Here is a 16,231-nt window from a genome sequence, read left to right as displayed (position 1 = left end):
GAACCCCTTTGCCTTTCGGCTCACATCTCTTCGCCAAAGCGGTCGGCCACCAGTGTGGCGAGGGCTTCGGCCAGCGCTTCGGCTTCTGTCCCGAACGTGGTGACCTCGATCGAGGTGCCGCGCGATGCCGCCAGCATCAGAAGACCCATGATCGAGTCGCCCGAGACTTTCATGCCGTCTTTTTCCACGTCGGCGCGGGCGTCATGCGCCTCGACCACCTCGACAAACCGTGCCGAAGCCCTTGCGTGCAAGCCCTTTTCGTTGACGATCTTCAAAACTCTGGAGACGCTCACTTCGCCGAAGCTCCGCCGGTGGAATAGCAGTTGATATATTTCCGCCCTGCATCGAGCGAGGCCTCGACCGCGGCATGAACGCCAAGGCTGCGCGACTTCGCAAGCTTGATCAGCAGCGGCAGATTGGCGCCGTAAATGATCTCGCGCCCGCCCGCCTCGCAGGCCATCAGGCTCAGGTTGGAGGGCGAGCCGCCGAACATGTCGGTCACCACCACCACGCCATCGCCGTTGTCCACCGCATCCGCCGCGGCGCGGATCTCGGCCTGTTTCGCGGCGCGGTCATGGTCGTCTTCTATGGTGATCGCGCGGATCCCTTCTTGCGGACCCACGACATGCTCGACCGCCGCGAGATATTCTCGCGCCAGACCCCCATGTGCCACGATCACGATTCCGATCACGCGTCGTTTGCCTCTTGTGTTGCCGGCTGGGCCTGTGCCCGCCGCTCGAGTTCCCTGTGCCGTTTAGACACTTGCCAGCCCGCCTGCGCAAGGGCCTTGGCAACCGCTTCGGCCACAGCGACCGAGCGGTGTTGCCCGCCGGTACAACCAAAGCCGACCGCCAGATGCGCCTTGCCCTCCTCGACATGGGCCGGAAGTTGAAACAGCAGCAGCTCACACACCTTTGACAGGAATTCCCCATAGCGCGGATCGGTCGCAACATGCTCTGCTACCGCCGGGTCAAGCCCGGTGAGCGGGCGCAGCGCGGCAACCCAGTGAGGATTCGTCAAAAACCGGCAGTCGAACATCATGTCGAGCCCGCGGGGCGTGCCGCGCTTGTAGCTGAAGCTGTGCACCGAGACCGCGAGCCGGGAGATCTGGCCCATGTCGAACCAGCGCGCCACTTCGGCGCGGGCTTCATGCGGGCTCATCGCCGAGGTGTCGATCAGCACATCGGCGCGCATGCGGATCGGCACCAGGAGGTCGATCTCCTGCGCGATGCCGGTCAGGGGTTGCGCATCGGGCGAGAGCGGGTGGCGGCGGCGGGTCTCCGAGAAACGACGGATCAGGGTCTCGGGGCTTGCATCCATGTAAAGCACCTCGAGCCGCAGGCCCGGCGCGCGGGTGAGCCGGTCGATCAGCTCGATCAGTGCGGCGGCGGAAAAGTCGCGGTTGCGCACATCGATGCCAAGCGCCATGGGCCGGGGCAGGGGCGCCTCAAGAAGCCGCGGCACAAGGCTGAAGGGCAGGTTGTCGATCACCTCATAGCCGAGGTCTTCGAGCGCAGCGATCGCGGTGGTGCGGCCTGCCCCCGAGGGCCCGGTGACCAGCACGAGCCGGGTTTGCGGCTCGGCGGGGGCCGTGCCTTCGGAAGACATGTCGTGCGGCGGCTGCGGACCTTGTTCGGTCACATCGCTCTCCCGGCCTTGAGCCATTGCAGGATGGTTGCCTCAAGATGACCATGTTGCAGCCGCAGCACAAGAGGCAGGCGCTGACGCAAGAGCGTGATCTCGCGTTCGGGCGGCAGGCGCGCGGTTTCGTCCTGCCCCATGTCGACGGCGAGCACGATCTGCGCCGCTGCGAGGGTTTCGGCGCGCAGGATGCCCGCGCCGCGCGCCTCAATGAGGCCGCGGATCGGGGCGGGGCAGCGCGCGATCAGCGCGCCCGCCTCGACCGAAAGCTGCACCCGGTCATCGGCAACGAGGGTCGCGCCAAGCGCCATCAGCCGCAAGGCAAGGCTCGATTTGCCGGAGCCGGAGGGGCCGAGGATCAGCACGCCGCGGTCGGGCGGGAGCGCGACCGCGGTGGCGTGCAATGTCTCGCCCGTCAAGGCTCAGACCGGCAGGCCGACCACGAACCGCGCGCCAAGCGGCTCGGAGGTGATGTCGGCATCGGTGGGGCGGATGTTTTCGGCCCAGATCACCCCGCCATGCGCCTCGACAATCTGCTTCGAGATCGCGAGGCCAAGGCCCGAATGGTCGCCGAACTGGCCCTCGGGGCGTTGCGAATAGAAGCGCTTGAACACTTTGGTCAGCGCTTCCTCGGGGATGCCGGGGCCGGTGTCTTCGACCACCACCAGCACCCGGTTTTCGCGCTTGCGGGCCCAGACGCGCACAGCATCGCCCTCTTCGCAAAAGCTGATCGCATTGGTGATGAGGTTCACGAACACCTGTGCCAGGCGTTGCTCCAGCCCGGTGATATGGATCGGTTCGGCAGGCAGATCGGTGATGAAATCAACTCCCAGCTCACCCGCCTGCCCGCCAAGATACTGGCCGAGATTGCCGAGCATCTTGAGCAGGTCGAAGCGTTCTTCCTCTTCCTTGACGAGTTCGCTGTCGAGCCGCGAGGCGTTGGAAATGTCGCTCACCAGCCGGTCGAGCCTCTTGACGTCATGATCGATTACCTCAAGCAGTTTGGTGCGTTGGTCGTCGCGCTTGACGACATGGAGGGAGGCCACCGCCGAGCGCAGGCTCGCCAGCGGGTTCTTGATTTCATGCGCCACATCGGCGGCGAATTGCTCGTTTGCGTCGATCCGGTCGTAGAGCGCCGCCACCATGCCGCGCAAGGCACCGGACAGGCGGCCAATCTCGTCGGGGCGCGCGGTCAGGTCGGGGATGCGGATCCGTCCGGGCGCAAGCTTGTGCGAATGCCGGTCCCGGCCGATCTCGGCGGCGGCGGCAAGGTCGGAGAGCGGATTGGCGATGGTTGAGGCCAGCACGAGGCCAAGACCGATCGAGACGATGATTGCCACCACGAACATCTGCAGCACCTGCTCGCGTTCGACCCGGACAAGCTTGTCGATCTCGCCCGCGGCGGAGGTCATTGCCACCGTGCCGACCTTGGTGCCGTTCTGATAAACCCCGGTCGCCACCGAGAAGATTGTTGCCCCGGCCGGGTTGCGGCTCGTGGTCATCACCGTCTTGCCGTTCTCGACCTGCTGCACCAGCCCCTCGGCGATGCGGCGGCTGTCAAGGCTCCGGGTGGGGTCGGTTTCGCGGTGCAGGAGCGCCGCGCCCCATTCCCAGGCGCTGTTGAGCAGATCGGTGATCATCGTCGAGCGCGCGTCGATGCCAAGCCCTTCGACGCGCTGGCGCGGCGCCGAGCCCACGGCATCGGAATCGGCGAGCAGATTGCCCGCGGCATCGAACAGGAAGATCGTCGCCCCCTCCGGCAATTCGATCCCGCGCATCGCCTCGACCACGTCGATGCCATCTCCGGCGGCAAGGTTCACGGGCGCCGCCGCAGGCATGCGCGCCTCGAACACATCGGCCACGAGTTCGGCCTCGCTCACGATCGCGCTTTCGCGCTGAAACACGAGGCTGTCGCGGAACGGGTTGAGATAGAGCACCCCCGCCACCATCACGACCATGGCGAGCAGGTTGAAGGTGATGATCTTGCGCGCAAGCGGCGAGTGGTTGAGCGAGATGAAGCCGCGCTTTGCGCGTCCGCGTGCAAGATCGGCATCGACCGCGCCCTGCGGGCCTTCCCAATCCTCGCCGAGGACCACATCCGTCTCGGATTTTGCGGCCTGTCTCACGCGTGCGCCACCAGCCTCCATGTGCTCGGCAAGGGTCATTCTTCGTTGTATCTGTAACCGATGCCGTAAAGCGTTTCGATGGCGGTGAAATCATCGTCGACCGCGCGCATCTTCTTGCGCAGGCGCTTGATGTGGCTGTCGATGGTGCGATCATCGACATAGACCTGATCGTCATAGGCCACGTCCATCAGCTGATCGCGGCTTTTCACGAAGCCGGGGCGTTGGGCCAGAGCCTGCAACAGCAGAAATTCGGTGACGGTGAGGGTCACTTCCATGCCCTTCCATGTCACCGAGTGGCGCAACGGGTCCATCGTCAACGAGCCGCGCACGATCACCTTGGTTTCCTCGGTGGTCGAGACTTCGCCGGTGGAAATCGCTTCCTGACGGCGCAAAAGCGCGCGGATGCGCTCGACCAGAAGGCGCTGGCTGAAGGGCTTTTTGACGTAATCATCGGCGCCCATGCGCAGGCCGAGCACCTCGTCGATCTCGTCATCCTTCGACGTGAGAAAAATCACCGGGATCGCGGTCTTCTGGCGCAGGCGCTGCAACAGCTCCATGCCATCCATCCGCGGCATCTTGATGTCGAGCACGGCCATGTCCGGCAAGCGCTTGTTGAAGGCCTCCAGCGCAGCCTGACCGTCGTTGTAGGTCTCCACCTCGTAACCCTCCGCCTCGAGCGTCATCGAAACGGATGTCAAAATGTTACGGTCGTCATCGACCAGCGCGATCCTCGACATGTCCTGCACCCTCACTTCGTCGCATTTGTTTTTTGATTGACGTTCATTGTCTCTTTTCCCCGGCGCGGAATCAACTCCGATATGCGAATCGCCTCCGCAGGCTGAATCAGTTCGGGCCAAAAAAGCGAACGTTTGACTAATTTGTCTCACCTCTTGGGCATGGTGGCGCTAAATATCGGGTGTTTGCGCTAGCTGCGACAAAGCCTTCTGTTCTTTTGCAAATGCCACATGCTATAGCCCGGCCATCCGCAATATTCTTTCGCGGATCGGTATCCACCCGTAACGGATACCGGGAGGAACACTGCGCCGCAGCATAATGCGGCAACGGGAGCTGAACATGACCATCGGACGCGTGAACCCGGCCAAACGCCTCGAAGATCAGGGCATTACTGGTCTCGGCAACGTCTATTACAACCTGCTGGAACCCGCGCTGATCGAAGAAGCGCTCAAGCGTGGGGAGGGCACGCTTGGCAAGGGTGGCGCTTTTTACTGCTCGACCGGCGCGCATACCGGCCGTTCGCCGAAAGACAAGCACGTGGTGCGCACCCCCGATGTGGAAGACACGATCTGGTGGGAAAACAACAAGCCGATGGACCCGGCGAAATTCGACGTGCTGCACGCCGACATGCTCGCGCATATGAAGGGCAAGGATTATTTCGTCGAGGATCTTTATGGCGGTGCCGATCCGGCGCACCGGCTGGACGTGCGTCTGGTGGCCGAGCTTGCCTGGCACGGGCTGTTCCTGCGCACCATGCTGCGCCGCCCCGAGCGTGCCGAGCTTGACACCTTCTCGCCCGAATGGACGATCATCAACTGCCCGAGCTTCAAGGCCGATCCCGAACGCCACGGCTGCCGCTCGGAAACCGTGATCGCGCTCAACTTCGCGAAAAAGCTGATCCTGATCGGCAACACCGCCTATGCGGGCGAAAACAAGAAGGGCGTGTTCACCCTTCTCAACTACATCCTGCCCGGCAAGGGCATCATGGCGATGCACTGCTCGGCCAACCACGCGATCGGCAACCCCGATGATGCGGCGGTGTTCTTCGGGCTTTCGGGCACCGGCAAGACCACGCTCTCCGCCGACCCGTCGCGCATCCTGATCGGTGACGACGAGCACGGCTGGTCGGACAACGGCATCTTCAACTTCGAGGGCGGCTGCTACGCCAAGACGATCAACCTCTCGAAGGAAGCCGAGCCCGACATCTACAACACCTGCTCGATGTTCGGCACCGTGGTCGAAAACATGGTTTTTGACCCCGAAACGCTCGAACTCGACTTCTTCGACAACTCGCTCACCGACAACATGCGCTGCGCCTACCCGCTGCATTACATCAACAATGCCTCGGATACGGCGCTGGGCGGGCAGCCGAAAAACGTGATCATGCTCACCTGCGACGCTTACGGCGTGCTGCCGCCGATCGCGCGGCTGACACCGGCGCAGGCGATGTATCACTTCCTCTCGGGCTTCACCTCGAAGACCCCGGGCACTGAAGTGGGCGTGACCGAGCCGCTGCCGACCTTCTCGACCTGCTTTGGCGCGCCCTTCATGCCGCGTCGCCCCGAGGTCTATGGCAAGCTTCTGGCCGAAAAGATCGCGAAAACCGGCGCCTCGTGCTGGCTTGTGAACACCGGCTGGACCGGCGGCGCCTATGGCGTGGGCAAGCGGATGCCGATCAAGGCAACCCGGGCGCTGCTCACCGGCGCGCTCGACGGCTCGCTCAACAATGCCGAGTTCCGCAAGGACCCGAACTTCGGCTTTGAGGTGCCGGTGGCGGTGCATGACGTGGACACCACGCTCCTTGATCCGCGCGCGACCTGGGCTGACAAGGCCGCTTACGACGCGCAGGCGCAAAAGCTGGTGCACATGTTCGCCGAGAACTTCGCGCAATACGTGCCCTATGTGGACGAAGACGTGAAAGCCGTCGCGATCGGCTGATCGCCGCTTGATGGAAATGGAAAGGGCCGGGATCTCCCGGCCCTTTTCCTTTGGCGCGTCTATTTGCGGGTGCGTTTGACCTTGCGGGCGGTGGCGCGCTGCTTGGCCTTGAGCGCGGAGAACTTCCGCGCCGGTTTGAAGGGCCTGCGCCCGCCCTTGCCGCCGCCGGGCAGGCTTGCGCCCTCAAGTTCCAGCAGTTCAAGCTCGAGCCCGCCCGTGACCGGGATCGCCTCGGCAAGCCGCACCAGCACGCGCTGGCCGATGCCGATCACAAGGCCGGTGTCGGCGCCGATCAGCTGCTGGGCGTCGCGGTCGTAATGGAAGAACTCGCGCCCCACCGCGCGGATCGGGATGAGCCCGTCCGCGCCGGTTTCATCGAGTTTCACGAAGGCGCCGAATTTCTGCACGCCAGAGATCCGCCCGGTGAATTCTGCCCCCACCCGGTCGCTGAGATAGGCGGCAAGGTAGCGGTCGGTGGTGTCGCGCTCGGCCGCCATCGAGCGCCGCTCGGTTTCCGAGATATGCTGCGCGGTCTCTTCAAGCGTTTCGACATCCTCGCGCGAGAGCCCGTCTTTCCCCCAGCCATGCCCGGCGATCAGCGCGCGGTGCACGATCAGGTCAGAGTAGCGGCGAATGGGCGAGGTGAAATGCGCGTAAGACCGCAGCGCCAAGCCAAAATGGCCAAGGTTTTGCGGCGCGTAATAGGCTTGGGTCATCGAGCGCAGGGTGGAGATGTTGATCAGTTCATCAAACTCGCTGCCCTCGGCTTGCGACAAAAGCCGGTTCAGATGCGCGGTCTTGAGCACCTGGCCCTTGGCAAGGGTGAAGCCCGAGGCCTGCGCCACTTCGCGCAACGCCTCGATCTTGTCCGCACTCGGCTCCTCATGCACGCGGTAGAGGAGCGGGCGGTGCAGCCGCTCAAGTTCCTCGGCGGCGGCGACATTGGCGAGCACCATGAATTCCTCGATCAGCCGATGCGCGTCGAGCCGGTCCTTGAACTTCACCGAGGCGACCTTGCCCGCCTCATTGATCACGATCTGCCGCTCGGGCAGGTCCAGATCGAGCGGCTGGCGCATTGCGCGCGCGCGGGCGAGCGCCGCGTAACAAGCGTAAATCGGCGCGATGATCTCTGCGACAAGCGGCGCGGTCTTGGCGTCGGGCTGGCCATCGTGCGCGGCCTGCACCTGCGCATATTCGAGCGAGGCAACCGAGCGGATCAGGCCGCGGGTGAAGCGGTGCGCGATCTTGCGCCCGTCCTCGGAGATCTTCATTCGCACCGCAAGCACCGCGCGCGGCACATGTTCGTGCAAGCTGCACAGATCGCCCGAGAGCCGGTCGGGCAGCATCGGCACCACGCGGTCGGGGAAATAGGTGGAGTTGCCGCGGTTGCGGGCCTCGCGGTCGAGCGCCGCGCCGGGCCGGACGTAATGGGCCACATCGGCAATGGCGACCCAGAGGATATGCCCGCCCGCGTTTGCCGCGTCATCGTCGGGCTGGACGAAACAGGCGTCATCGCGGTCGCGCGCATCGGCGGGGTCGATGGTGATGAAGGGGAGGTCGGTCAGATCTTCGCGGTCTCCGAGCCCTGCCGGGCGCTCCGCGTCGGCCTCGGCAATCACCGCGTCGGGGAAATCGTCGGGGATGCCGTGCTGGTGGATCGCGATAAGCGAGACCGCGCGCGGCGCGGCAGGGTCTCCCAGCCGCTCGATGATGCGCGCCCGCGGCAGGCCCATGCGGCCCTTCGGCCCGGATTGCTCCGCCTCGACCAGTTCGCCGTCCTTCGCCTCTGCCGTCGCGCCCGCGGGCACGATCCATTCCTTCATGTCGCCCTTGTCGATCGGCGTGATCCGCCCGCCCTCGGCGCCCTTGCGGAAGATGCCGACAATGCGATGACGTGCAACGCCGATCTTGCGGATGATCCGCGCTTCGTAGCCCTCTGTCACCTGGGCGAGCCGCGCCAGCACCCGGTCCCCCGCGCCAAGCGCCGGGTCTTCGCGCCGGGTGAGCACGGCGATTTGCGGCGCCTCGCCCTCCCATTCCACCGGGCGCGCCCAGAGATCGCCCTGCGCATCGGGCGCGAGGATCTCGAGCACCGTCACCGGGGGCAGGGCGCCGCTGTCATGGTAAGAGCGGCGGCGGCGCGCCACCGTCCCCTCGGTGGCCATTTCCTTGAGCAGGCGCTTCAGTTCGATCTTCGCCGTGCCCTTGAGGCCGAAGGCCTTGGCAATATCGCGCTTCGCCCCGGCCTCCGGGTGATCGGAGAGCCAGGCGAGGATCTGTTCCTTGGTGGGGATCGGGTTCTGTGTCATGGCCCTGCCTAGCACGCGCGGGCAGGGCCGTTAAGCCACGATCAGCGCGTCGGCACCGGGGTCTCGCCGCGGTAATCGTAAAAGCCGCGGCCCGCCTTGCGGCCAAGCCAGCCCGCCTCGACATATTTGGTCAGCAGCGGGCAGGGGCGATACTTGGTATCGGCGAGCCCGTCATGGAGCACGTTCATGATCGCAAGGCAGGTGTCGAGGCCGATGAAATCGGCCAGCTCCAAGGGGCCCATCGGGTGATTGGCCCCGAGCTTCATCGCCATGTCGATCGAGCGCACATTCCCAACGCCTTCATAAAGCGTGTAAACCGCCTCGTTGATCATCGGAATGAGGATGCGGTTCACGATGAAGGCCGGGAAGTCTTCGGCCGAGGCCGGGGTCTTGCCGAGCGTTTCGATCACGCCGATCAGCTCGTTGTAGGTTGCCTCATCGGTGGCGATGCCGCGGATCAGTTCCACCAGTTGCATCACCGGCACCGGGTTCATGAAATGCACGCCGATGAACTTTTCCGGCCGGTCGGTGCGCGAGGCAAGCCGGGTGATCGAGATCGAGGAGGTGTTGGTGGCGAGGATCGTTTCGGGCTTCAGATGCGGCAGCAGGCTGTCAAAGATGCTCTGCTTGACCGATTCGCGCTCGGTCGCGGCCTCGATCACAAGGTCGGTCTGGCCGAGTTCGGCAATGTCGAGCGTGGTGCGGATGCGCGCGAGCGCTGCGTCTTTTTGTTCCGCAGTGATTTTTTCGCGGCTCACCTGACGGTCGAGGTTGCGGGTGATCGTGGTCAACGCCTTGTCAAGGCTTTCCGGCGCCACATCCGTCAGGATCACGCCAAACCCCGACAAAGCAAAGACATGGGCGATACCGTTGCCCATCTGGCCTGCGCCCACCACGCCCACCGTTTCGATCGTCATCTTCGTTCCTTCCTTCGGGTTGGACAAAGCCTAAGCCCGATGCTGCACTGCGGCAAGTGGTATTCCAATTGTGTCAATTTTCTCTTTAGCGCTTTGGCAAGGCTTTGCGGCCAACCTCCCGGATGGGTGAGTCGAAAACTAAGGTGGGATGGATGGCCTTCGAGTATTCGGGCAGTGGTGCCCTTGATTATTTTCCGTGCCGGTATGGCAAGTCGAAGCTGTTGTTCCGGGGTCCGCGGCGTGATCTGAGCCAGCCTTTTGTGGGTGCCTTCGGGGGGACTGAAACCTATGGAAAGTTCATTGCCGACCCGTGGCCCGCGCTCCTTGAGGAGCGGCTGCGCCTGCCGGTCGTGAACTTCGGCTATGTGAACGCAGGGATCGACGTTTTCTACAGCGAGCCGCAACTGCCCGAGATCACCAAGGCCTCGAAACTTTCGGTGATCCAGCTTCTGGGCGCGCCGAACATGTCCAACCGGTTTTATGCCGTGCATCCGCGCCGCAATGACCGATTCCTGCGCGCCTCCAACATGATGCGGGCGATCTTTGACGATGTTGACTTCACGGAATTCAACTTCACCCGTCACATGTTGACGACGTTGAAGGAGCGCGCGCCGGACCGGTTTGACACTGTGGTGAGCGAGCTGCGCACCGCTTGGGTGGCGCGGATGCGCGGCCTTTTGGAGCGTGTCGAAGGGCCGAAGCTTCTGCTCTGGATCACCGATTACCAGTCGCCCCTGCAAAGCGACCCGCTCGGGGCCGAGCCGCTGATGGTCAGCAAGGATATGGTGGCCGAAATCTCGCCGCTGGCCGATACGCTGGTGAAGGTCTCGCCTTCGAGCATGGCGCGGTCAACCGGCACGGTGGGGATGCATTACGCACCGCTCGAAGAGCCCGCGGCGGCAACGGTGGCCGGGCCGATCGTGCATCAAGAGATTGCCGAGGCGCTGGAGCCCGAGGTGCGGCGCCTCATCTGAGCCGGGTCCCAAAGCAAAAGCCCCGCCGGTTGGCGGGGCTTTTATGTGTTCCGGGGCCGCTCAGAGCTTGTCGGTCAGGTCCGGCACGGCGGCAAAGAGGTCCGCGACGAGGCCGTAATCGGCCACCTGGAAGATCGGCGCCTCTTCGTCCTTGTTGATCGCGACGATGACTTTCGAGTCCTTCATCCCCGCAAGGTGCTGGATCGCGCCGGAGATGCCGACGGCGACATAAAGCTCGGGGGCGACGACCTTGCCGGTCTGGCCAACCTGCCAGTCGTTCGGAGCAAAGCCACTGTCGACCGCAGCGCGCGAGGCGCCCACGGCGGCGCCGAGCTTGTCGGCGAGCTTTTCGATCAGTGCGAAATCGGCTTCCGAGCCGACGCCACGGCCGCCCGAAACAACGATTTTCGCCGAGGTCAGCTCGGGGCGATCAGAGGCGGCGACCTTGTCGGCGACCCAGCTCGACAGGCCCTTGTCGCCGGCGGCCGCCACGGCCTCGACCGGGGCAGAGCCACCCGCGCCGGTCGCCTCGAAGGTCGCGGTGCGGATCGTGGCGATTTTCACCGGATCGGCGGATTTCACCGTCTGGATCGCGTTGCCGGCATAGATCGGGCGCTCGAACGTATCGGCATCGACAACGCCGATGATGTCGGAGAGCACCATCACATCGAGCAGCGCCGCGATCCGCGGCAGCGCGTTCTTGGCGCAGGCGGTCGAGGGGGCCACGATATGGCTGTAGCTCGGGGCGAGCGCAACGACGAGATCGGCGAGCGGCTCGGCGAGCCCATGCGCATAGGCTGCGTCATCGGCGGTGAGCACCTTTTCCACGCCATCCAGCGCCGCAGCCGCGGCGGCGGCCTCGGCCACACCGGCCCCGGCCACGAGCACCGTCACCGGGCCCATTTGCTTGGCCGCCGTCAGCGCCTTCGCGGTCGCATCGGTGGCAAGGCTCGCGCCATTGAGTTCGGCAATCAGCAGAACGGCCATCAGATCACCCCCGCGTCCTTGAGTTTCGTCACCAGTTCGTCGACCGAAGCCACGCGCACGCCCGCCGAACGGCCGGCCGGCTCAGAGGTTTTCACCACCGTGAGCCGCGGCGTGACATCGACGCCGTAATCGGCGGCGGTCTTTTCGGCGAGCTCTTTTTTCTTCGCTTTCATGATGTTGGGAAGCGAGGCATAGCGCGGCTCGTTAAGACGCAGATCCGCGGTGATAACGGCGGGCAGCTTGATGGTGATCGTTTGCAGACCGCCATCGACCTCGCGGGTGATCTTGGCGCTCTCGCCCTCGATCGCGAGTTCGGAGCAGAAGGTGCCTTGCGACCAGCCCAGCAGCGCCGACAGCATCTGACCGGTGGCGTTCATGTCATTGTCGATCGCCTGTTTGCCGGCGATGATCAGCCCGGGCTGTTCTTCCGCGGCCACCTTGGCGAGGATCTTCGCCACCGCAAGCGGCTCGATATCCTGATGCACGTCATCGGCGGCAACCACGAGAATGGCGCGGTCGGCCCCCATCGCGAGCGCAGTGCGCAGCGTTTCCTGCGCCTGCTTCACGCCGACGGAAACGACGACGATCTCGGTCGCGACGCCCTTTTCCTTCAGACGGATCGCCTCTTCCACGGCAATCTCGTCGAACGGGTTCATCGACATTTTCACGTTCGCCAGATCGACCCCGCTGCCATCCGCTTTCACACGGACTTTCACGTTGTAGTCGATCACGCGCTTCACAGGCACGAGGACCTTCATCGGCGGTGTCTCCCTAAGTTATCAGACCGCCCCCGAAAGGGGGGCGGATTCCCGTTTCGGCAATTTTGTTACAATGCGAGTGCAGCAAAAGACAGATGAAAAACGACGCAGTGCGGTGTCGCTACGTCACGTCGCGACGCGCGAGGCGCTGATTCGGGCCGATCCTTCGGAGGCTCGGCTCAGGCCTTGGTGAAGAGCCAGTCCTGCGCGGAGAGCGGCAGGATGCGGCGGGCGAGTGCGGCCAGCCAGGTCGCCTTGGTCACGTAGTAATGCGAGCGCGGTTTCGGGTCGGTGAGCGCGCGCAAAAGCGCCTCGGTGACCGCCGAGGCGGGCAGCTCGAACCGGTCCGGTTTGCCCGAGGGCTGATAGAGCCGCTTGAGCAGCGAACTTTCATATTGCGCGCGCCGTGCCGAGGCTTTCCAGTCCACCCAGTGCTCGAAATGCGGGATCGAATTGAGCCGAAACCGGGTCGGGATCGGACCGGGGTTGATGGTGACGATGCGGATGCCGGTATCGGACATCTCGCGGCGCGCGCAATCCGTAAGGCCCTCAAGGGCGAATTTCGTCGCCACATAGGCGCCGCGCCAGCGCACGCCGATCAGCCCGAGCACCGAAGAGCATTGCACGATCCGGCCCTCGCCATTTTCGCCCTGCGCGCGCATCACGCGGATCGCGCGGGTGGTGAGGTCATGCAGGCCAAAGAGGTTGGTTTCGAAGATCTCGCGCAGCGCGCCCACGGGCAGGTCTTCCACCGCGCCGGGGCAGGCAAAGGCGGCATTGTTGAAGAGCGCATCGAGCCGCCCGCGCCCGCGCGCGAGCGCCTCGTTGAAGCCTGCCTCGATCGAGGTCGGGTCGCTCACATCGAGCACGAAGGCGGTCAGCCCCTCGGCCCGCAGCCGTTCGCAATCCTCTTCCTTCCGGCAGGTGGCAAAGACGGTCCAGCCCGCCTTCTGCAGCCCATGCGCCGCGTCGTAGCCGATGCCCGACGAGCAGCCGGTGATGAGAATGGTCTTTGCCATGATGCGCCCCCGCTGGCCCCCGATCTGCCTCAGGGGATAGGCGATGGCGGGCGCCGGGGCAACATTCTTGGGGCGCCGGTGCGCCGCCGTGCGGCCGCTGCGGCGTTTCGTGCTGGACCGAAGCGCGGTCCCGTTTTACACGGCAGGGATGAAGAGCGACGACGATACTCCGCCCCCATCGACCCATTCCGAACCGCTGGTGCGCGCCATTGGCGAGCGCTACCTGACCTATGCGCTCTCGACGATCATGCACCGCGCGCTCCCCGATGCGCGCGACGGGCTCAAGCCCGTGCACCGGCGCATCCTCTTTGCGATGCGGGAGCTGCGGCTGGCCTCGACCGGGGGGTTCCGGAAATCGGCGAAGATCTCGGGCGATGTGATGGGGAACTATCACCCCCATGGCGATGCGGCGATCTATGATGCGATGGCCCGGCTCGCGCAGGATTTTGCCATGCGCTACCCGCTCGTGGACGGGCAGGGCAACTACGGCAACATCGACGGCGATGGCCCGGCGGCGAGCCGCTACACAGAGGCGCGGATGGCGCCGCCCGCCGAGGCCTTGCTCGAAGGGCTGGCTGAGGATGCGGTCGATTTTCGCCCGAACTACGACGGCACGCTGACCGAGCCGGTGGTTTTGCCCGCCGCCTTCCCGAACCTGCTGGCAAACGGCGCCTCGGGGATTGCGGTCGGCATGGCGACGAATATCCCGCCCCATAACCTCGATGAACTCGTCGAGGGCTGCCTTGCGCTGATCCGCGACCCGGAAACCACCGATGAGGCGCTCGTCGATCTGATCCCCGGCCCCGATTTCCCCACCGGGGGCGTGATCGTGGAGCCGAAGGCGAATATTCTTGAAGCCTATCGCAGCGGGCGCGGCGCGTTTCGGCTGCGCGCGCGCTGGGCGGTGGAAGACCTTGGCCGTGGGCAATGGCAGATTGTCGTCACCGAGATCCCGTATCAGGTGCAAAAGGCAAAGCTGATCGAGCGGCTCGCGGAGCTGATCGAAACGAAAAAGGTGCCCGCGCTTGCCGATGTGCGCGATGAAAGCGCCGAGGATGTGCGCATCGTGCTTGAGCCGCGTGCCCGCACGGTGGAGCCGGCGCAACTGATGGGGATGCTGTTTCGCAACTCCGAGCTGGAGATCCGATTCTCGCTCAACATGAACGTGCTGATCGACGGGCGCGTGCCGAAGGTCTGTTCGCTCAAGGAAGTGCTGCGCGCCTTTCTGGACCACCGCCGCGATGTGCTGTGCCGCCGCTCGCGCCACCGGCTGGAAAAGATCGCCAACCGGCTTGAGGTGCTGGAGGGCTATATCATCGCCTTCCTCAACCTTGACCGGGTGATCGAGATCATCCGCACCGAGGATGACCCGAAGGCCGCGCTGATCGCCGAGAACTGGGCGACCGAGGCGGGCGTTGCGGTGCATCTGACCGAGGTGCAGGCCGAGGCGATCTTGAACATGCGGCTGCGCAGCCTGCGGCGCCTTGAAGAGATGGAGCTGCGCGCCGAGCGCGACAGCCTGCTCAAGGAACAGGCCGGGCTTGAGGCGCTGCTTGCCTCGGAGAAGGCGCAGTGGAAGAAGATCACCTCGGAACTGGGCGAGGTGCGCAAAGCCTATGGCAAGGCCACCAAGCTTGGCGCGCGGCGCACCGATTTTGCCGAGGCGGGCGATGTGGCCGAGGTGCCGATCGAGGCGATGATCGAGCGCGAGCCGATCACCGTGATCTTGTCGCGCATGGGCTGGGTGCGGGCTTTGAGGGGGCATCAGCCCTTGGATGCCGAGGCGAAATTCAAGGATGGCGACGGGCTTGCCTTCGCGCTCCATGCAGAGACCACCGACAGGATTGTGCTGATCGGCTCGAACGGGCGCGCCTGGACACTTTTGGGGGCGAACCTCCCCGGCGGGCGCGGCATGGGCGAGCCGCTGCGGCTGCTGCTCGATCTGCCCAACGAGGTCGAGGTGACGCATGTGCTGGTGCCCAGGCCCGGCGAGAAATTCCTGCTCGCCTCTTCGGAGGGCGACGGGTTCGTGGTGCCGGGCGAAGAGATGATCGCCTCGACCCGGACCGGCAAGCAGGTGCTCAACATGTCCGAGGGCGCGCGCACGAAGGTGTGCCGTCCGGTGACGGGCGATGCGGTCGCTTGTGTGGGCGAAAACCGCAAGCTTCTGGTCTTTGCGCTCGACGAACTGCCCGAGATGGTGCGCGGCAAGGGCGTGCGGCTGCAAAAGTTCAAGGATGGCGGTTTGAGCGATGCGATCACGTTCCGGCTTGCGGATGGGCTGAGCTGGAAAGATCCGGCCGGGCGCACCCGCACCGAGATGGATCTGGCCGAATGGCAGGCCAAACGCGCCTCGGCCGGGCGGATGGCGCCGCGCGGCTTCCCGCGGGACAACCGCTTTACCTGATCTGCTGTCGGGCGCCTGCGCGCCCGACCCAGGCGGGGGGCTGCCGCCCCCCGCACCCCCCGCTTTTTCGTGGGGGCCGTGCCCCCACCCCCCCCGCGCCGGCGCGGTTTGCCGCCGGGCGCGTGCGAAACCCCCGCGGCAGGATCGCCGGGCGAATTTTCCGAAGGAAAAGAGGGGGCGGCCCGTCCTTTGGTGCGGACATCGCCCGCACATGACCGGGCGTGACATTTCTGCCTTGCGACGCAGCCTCCTTCCGCGAAGCGGGCTTGATTTTTCTGCGTATCGGCAATAGGGAACGCGCCATATTCACACTGGGCCGACGCCGGCCCCCGAACCAGAGGCGCCCGGAAATGGCAAAGGCAAAGTTTGAACGGAACAAACCGCACGTCAACATCGGCACGATCGGCCACGTTGACCACG

General features: G+C 64.8%; 15 protein-coding genes. 4 read left to right on the top strand and 11 right to left on the bottom strand.

What is annotated here, in order from left to right; translation table 11 throughout:
* Positions 1 to 20 precede the first annotated feature (20 nt).
* The 6 genes from ACFSM0_RS01720 to ACFSM0_RS01695 are packed head-to-tail and all read right to left on the bottom strand — an operon-like array spanning position 21 to position 4,504.
* On the bottom strand, positions 21 to 293 hold the full coding sequence (locus tag ACFSM0_RS01720; RefSeq protein ID WP_377386224.1) for an HPr family phosphocarrier protein: 273 nt from the start codon (positions 291 to 293) through the stop codon (positions 21 to 23).
* Positions 290 to 691, bottom strand: coding sequence for a PTS sugar transporter subunit IIA (locus tag ACFSM0_RS01715; protein WP_377386221.1), 402 nt, complete (start codon positions 689 to 691; stop codon positions 290 to 292). Before ACFSM0_RS01715 ends, ACFSM0_RS01720 begins: the two co-directional genes overlap by 4 nt.
* Positions 688 to 1,608, bottom strand: coding sequence for an RNase adapter RapZ (rapZ, locus tag ACFSM0_RS01710; protein ID WP_377387154.1), 921 nt, complete (start codon positions 1,606 to 1,608; stop codon positions 688 to 690). The genes ACFSM0_RS01715 and rapZ overlap by 4 nt, the downstream gene beginning before the upstream one ends.
* A gap of 29 nt (positions 1,609 to 1,637) precedes the next feature.
* Entirely contained in the window at positions 1,638 to 2,045 is a 408-nt protein-coding gene (locus ACFSM0_RS01705; protein ID WP_377386218.1) for an HPr kinase/phosphorylase, read from the bottom strand.
* Between the two features lie 18 nt (positions 2,046 to 2,063).
* On the bottom strand, positions 2,064 to 3,788 hold the full coding sequence (locus ACFSM0_RS01700; RefSeq protein WP_377387151.1) for a stimulus-sensing domain-containing protein: 1,725 nt from the start codon (positions 3,786 to 3,788) through the stop codon (positions 2,064 to 2,066).
* Positions 3,789 to 3,802: 14 nt separating this feature from the next.
* Entirely contained in the window at positions 3,803 to 4,504 is a 702-nt protein-coding gene (locus tag ACFSM0_RS01695; protein WP_377386215.1) for a response regulator transcription factor, read from the bottom strand.
* Positions 4,505 to 4,841: 337 nt separating this feature from the next.
* On the opposite strand from ACFSM0_RS01695, the gene ACFSM0_RS01690 reads away from it, so the two are divergent.
* Complete coding sequence (locus tag ACFSM0_RS01690; protein ID WP_377386212.1) at positions 4,842 to 6,440, top strand: phosphoenolpyruvate carboxykinase; 1,599 nt, start codon at positions 4,842 to 4,844, stop codon at positions 6,438 to 6,440.
* A 59-nt stretch (positions 6,441 to 6,499) separates the two neighbouring features.
* On the opposite strand, the gene rnr is transcribed toward ACFSM0_RS01690, so the two are convergent.
* Positions 6,500 to 8,749 carry a ribonuclease R gene (gene rnr / locus ACFSM0_RS01685; RefSeq protein WP_377386209.1) on the bottom strand — a complete coding sequence of 750 codons (2,250 nt, stop codon included), beginning with the start codon at positions 8,747 to 8,749 and terminating at the stop codon, positions 6,500 to 6,502.
* A 41-nt stretch (positions 8,750 to 8,790) separates the two neighbouring features.
* Positions 8,791 to 9,666 carry a 3-hydroxybutyryl-CoA dehydrogenase gene (locus ACFSM0_RS01680; RefSeq protein WP_377386206.1) on the bottom strand — a complete coding sequence of 292 codons (876 nt, stop codon included), beginning with the start codon at positions 9,664 to 9,666 and terminating at the stop codon, positions 8,791 to 8,793.
* Positions 9,667 to 9,818: 152 nt separating this feature from the next.
* On the opposite strand from ACFSM0_RS01680, the gene ACFSM0_RS01675 reads away from it, so the two are divergent.
* The gene (locus ACFSM0_RS01675) at positions 9,819 to 10,640 is read left to right on the top strand and encodes a DUF6473 family protein (RefSeq protein WP_377386204.1); all 822 of its coding nucleotides are present in this window, start codon (positions 9,819 to 9,821) and stop codon (positions 10,638 to 10,640) included.
* A 60-nt stretch (positions 10,641 to 10,700) separates the two neighbouring features.
* Here the strand turns inward: ACFSM0_RS01675 and ACFSM0_RS01670 are convergent, their stop codons facing one another.
* From ACFSM0_RS01670 to ACFSM0_RS01660, 3 genes are all read right to left on the bottom strand, one after another.
* Positions 10,701 to 11,627, bottom strand: coding sequence for an electron transfer flavoprotein subunit alpha/FixB family protein (locus ACFSM0_RS01670; RefSeq protein ID WP_377386201.1), 927 nt, complete (start codon positions 11,625 to 11,627; stop codon positions 10,701 to 10,703).
* A complete protein-coding gene (locus ACFSM0_RS01665) occupies positions 11,627 to 12,385 on the bottom strand; it encodes an electron transfer flavoprotein subunit beta/FixA family protein (RefSeq protein ID WP_377386198.1) in 759 nt (252 codons plus the stop codon). Before ACFSM0_RS01665 ends, ACFSM0_RS01670 begins: the two co-directional genes overlap by 1 nt.
* Positions 12,386 to 12,564: 179 nt before the next feature.
* A complete protein-coding gene (locus tag ACFSM0_RS01660; RefSeq protein WP_377386195.1) occupies positions 12,565 to 13,404 on the bottom strand; it encodes an SDR family NAD(P)-dependent oxidoreductase in 840 nt (279 codons plus the stop codon).
* Between the two features lie 148 nt (positions 13,405 to 13,552).
* Here ACFSM0_RS01660 and parC point away from each other — a divergent pair, with 148 nt between their 5' ends.
* Entirely contained in the window at positions 13,553 to 15,811 is a 2,259-nt protein-coding gene (gene parC, locus ACFSM0_RS01655) for a DNA topoisomerase IV subunit A (RefSeq protein WP_377386193.1), read from the top strand.
* A 221-nt stretch (positions 15,812 to 16,032) separates the two neighbouring features.
* Positions 16,033 to 16,231, top strand: a 199-nt coding sequence (locus ACFSM0_RS01650; RefSeq protein ID WP_377386190.1) for a hypothetical protein, incomplete at its 3' end; no start/stop codon positions are given.

The sequence above is a fragment of the Rhodobacter lacus genome (assembly GCF_042683065.1).
GTDB classification, from domain to species: domain Bacteria; phylum Pseudomonadota; class Alphaproteobacteria; order Rhodobacterales; family Rhodobacteraceae; genus Rhodobacter; species Rhodobacter lacus.
The sequence above is the reverse complement of the archived record's forward strand: the minus strand, read 5'-3'. Positions and strand labels throughout refer to the sequence as shown.

Bases quoted from the DNA above. Each gene is read 5' to 3' on its own strand.
- ACFSM0_RS01690 (WP_377386212.1), top strand. From the start codon at position 4,842: ATGACCATCGGACGCGTGAACCCGGCCAAACGCCTCGAAGATCAGGGC.
- ACFSM0_RS01680 (WP_377386206.1), bottom strand. From the start codon at position 9,666: ATGACGATCGAAACGGTGGGCGTGGTGGGCGCAGGCCAGATGGGCAAC.
- ACFSM0_RS01700 (WP_377387151.1), bottom strand. From the start codon at position 3,788: ATGGAGGCTGGTGGCGCACGCGTGAGACAGGCCGCAAAATCCGAGACG.
- ACFSM0_RS01665 (WP_377386198.1), bottom strand. From the start codon at position 12,385: ATGAAGGTCCTCGTGCCTGTGAAGCGCGTGATCGACTACAACGTGAAA.
- ACFSM0_RS01670 (WP_377386201.1), bottom strand. From the start codon at position 11,627: ATGGCCGTTCTGCTGATTGCCGAACTCAATGGCGCGAGCCTTGCCACC.
- ACFSM0_RS01695 (WP_377386215.1), bottom strand. From the start codon at position 4,504: ATGTCGAGGATCGCGCTGGTCGATGACGACCGTAACATTTTGACATCC.
- ACFSM0_RS01660 (WP_377386195.1), bottom strand. From the start codon at position 13,404: ATGGCAAAGACCATTCTCATCACCGGCTGCTCGTCGGGCATCGGCTAC.
- rapZ (WP_377387154.1), bottom strand. From the start codon at position 1,608: ATGTCTTCCGAAGGCACGGCCCCCGCCGAGCCGCAAACCCGGCTCGTG.
- ACFSM0_RS01675 (WP_377386204.1), top strand. From the start codon at position 9,819: ATGGCCTTCGAGTATTCGGGCAGTGGTGCCCTTGATTATTTTCCGTGC.
- rnr (WP_377386209.1), bottom strand. From the start codon at position 8,749: ATGACACAGAACCCGATCCCCACCAAGGAACAGATCCTCGCCTGGCTC.
- parC (WP_377386193.1), top strand. From the start codon at position 13,553: ATGAAGAGCGACGACGATACTCCGCCCCCATCGACCCATTCCGAACCG.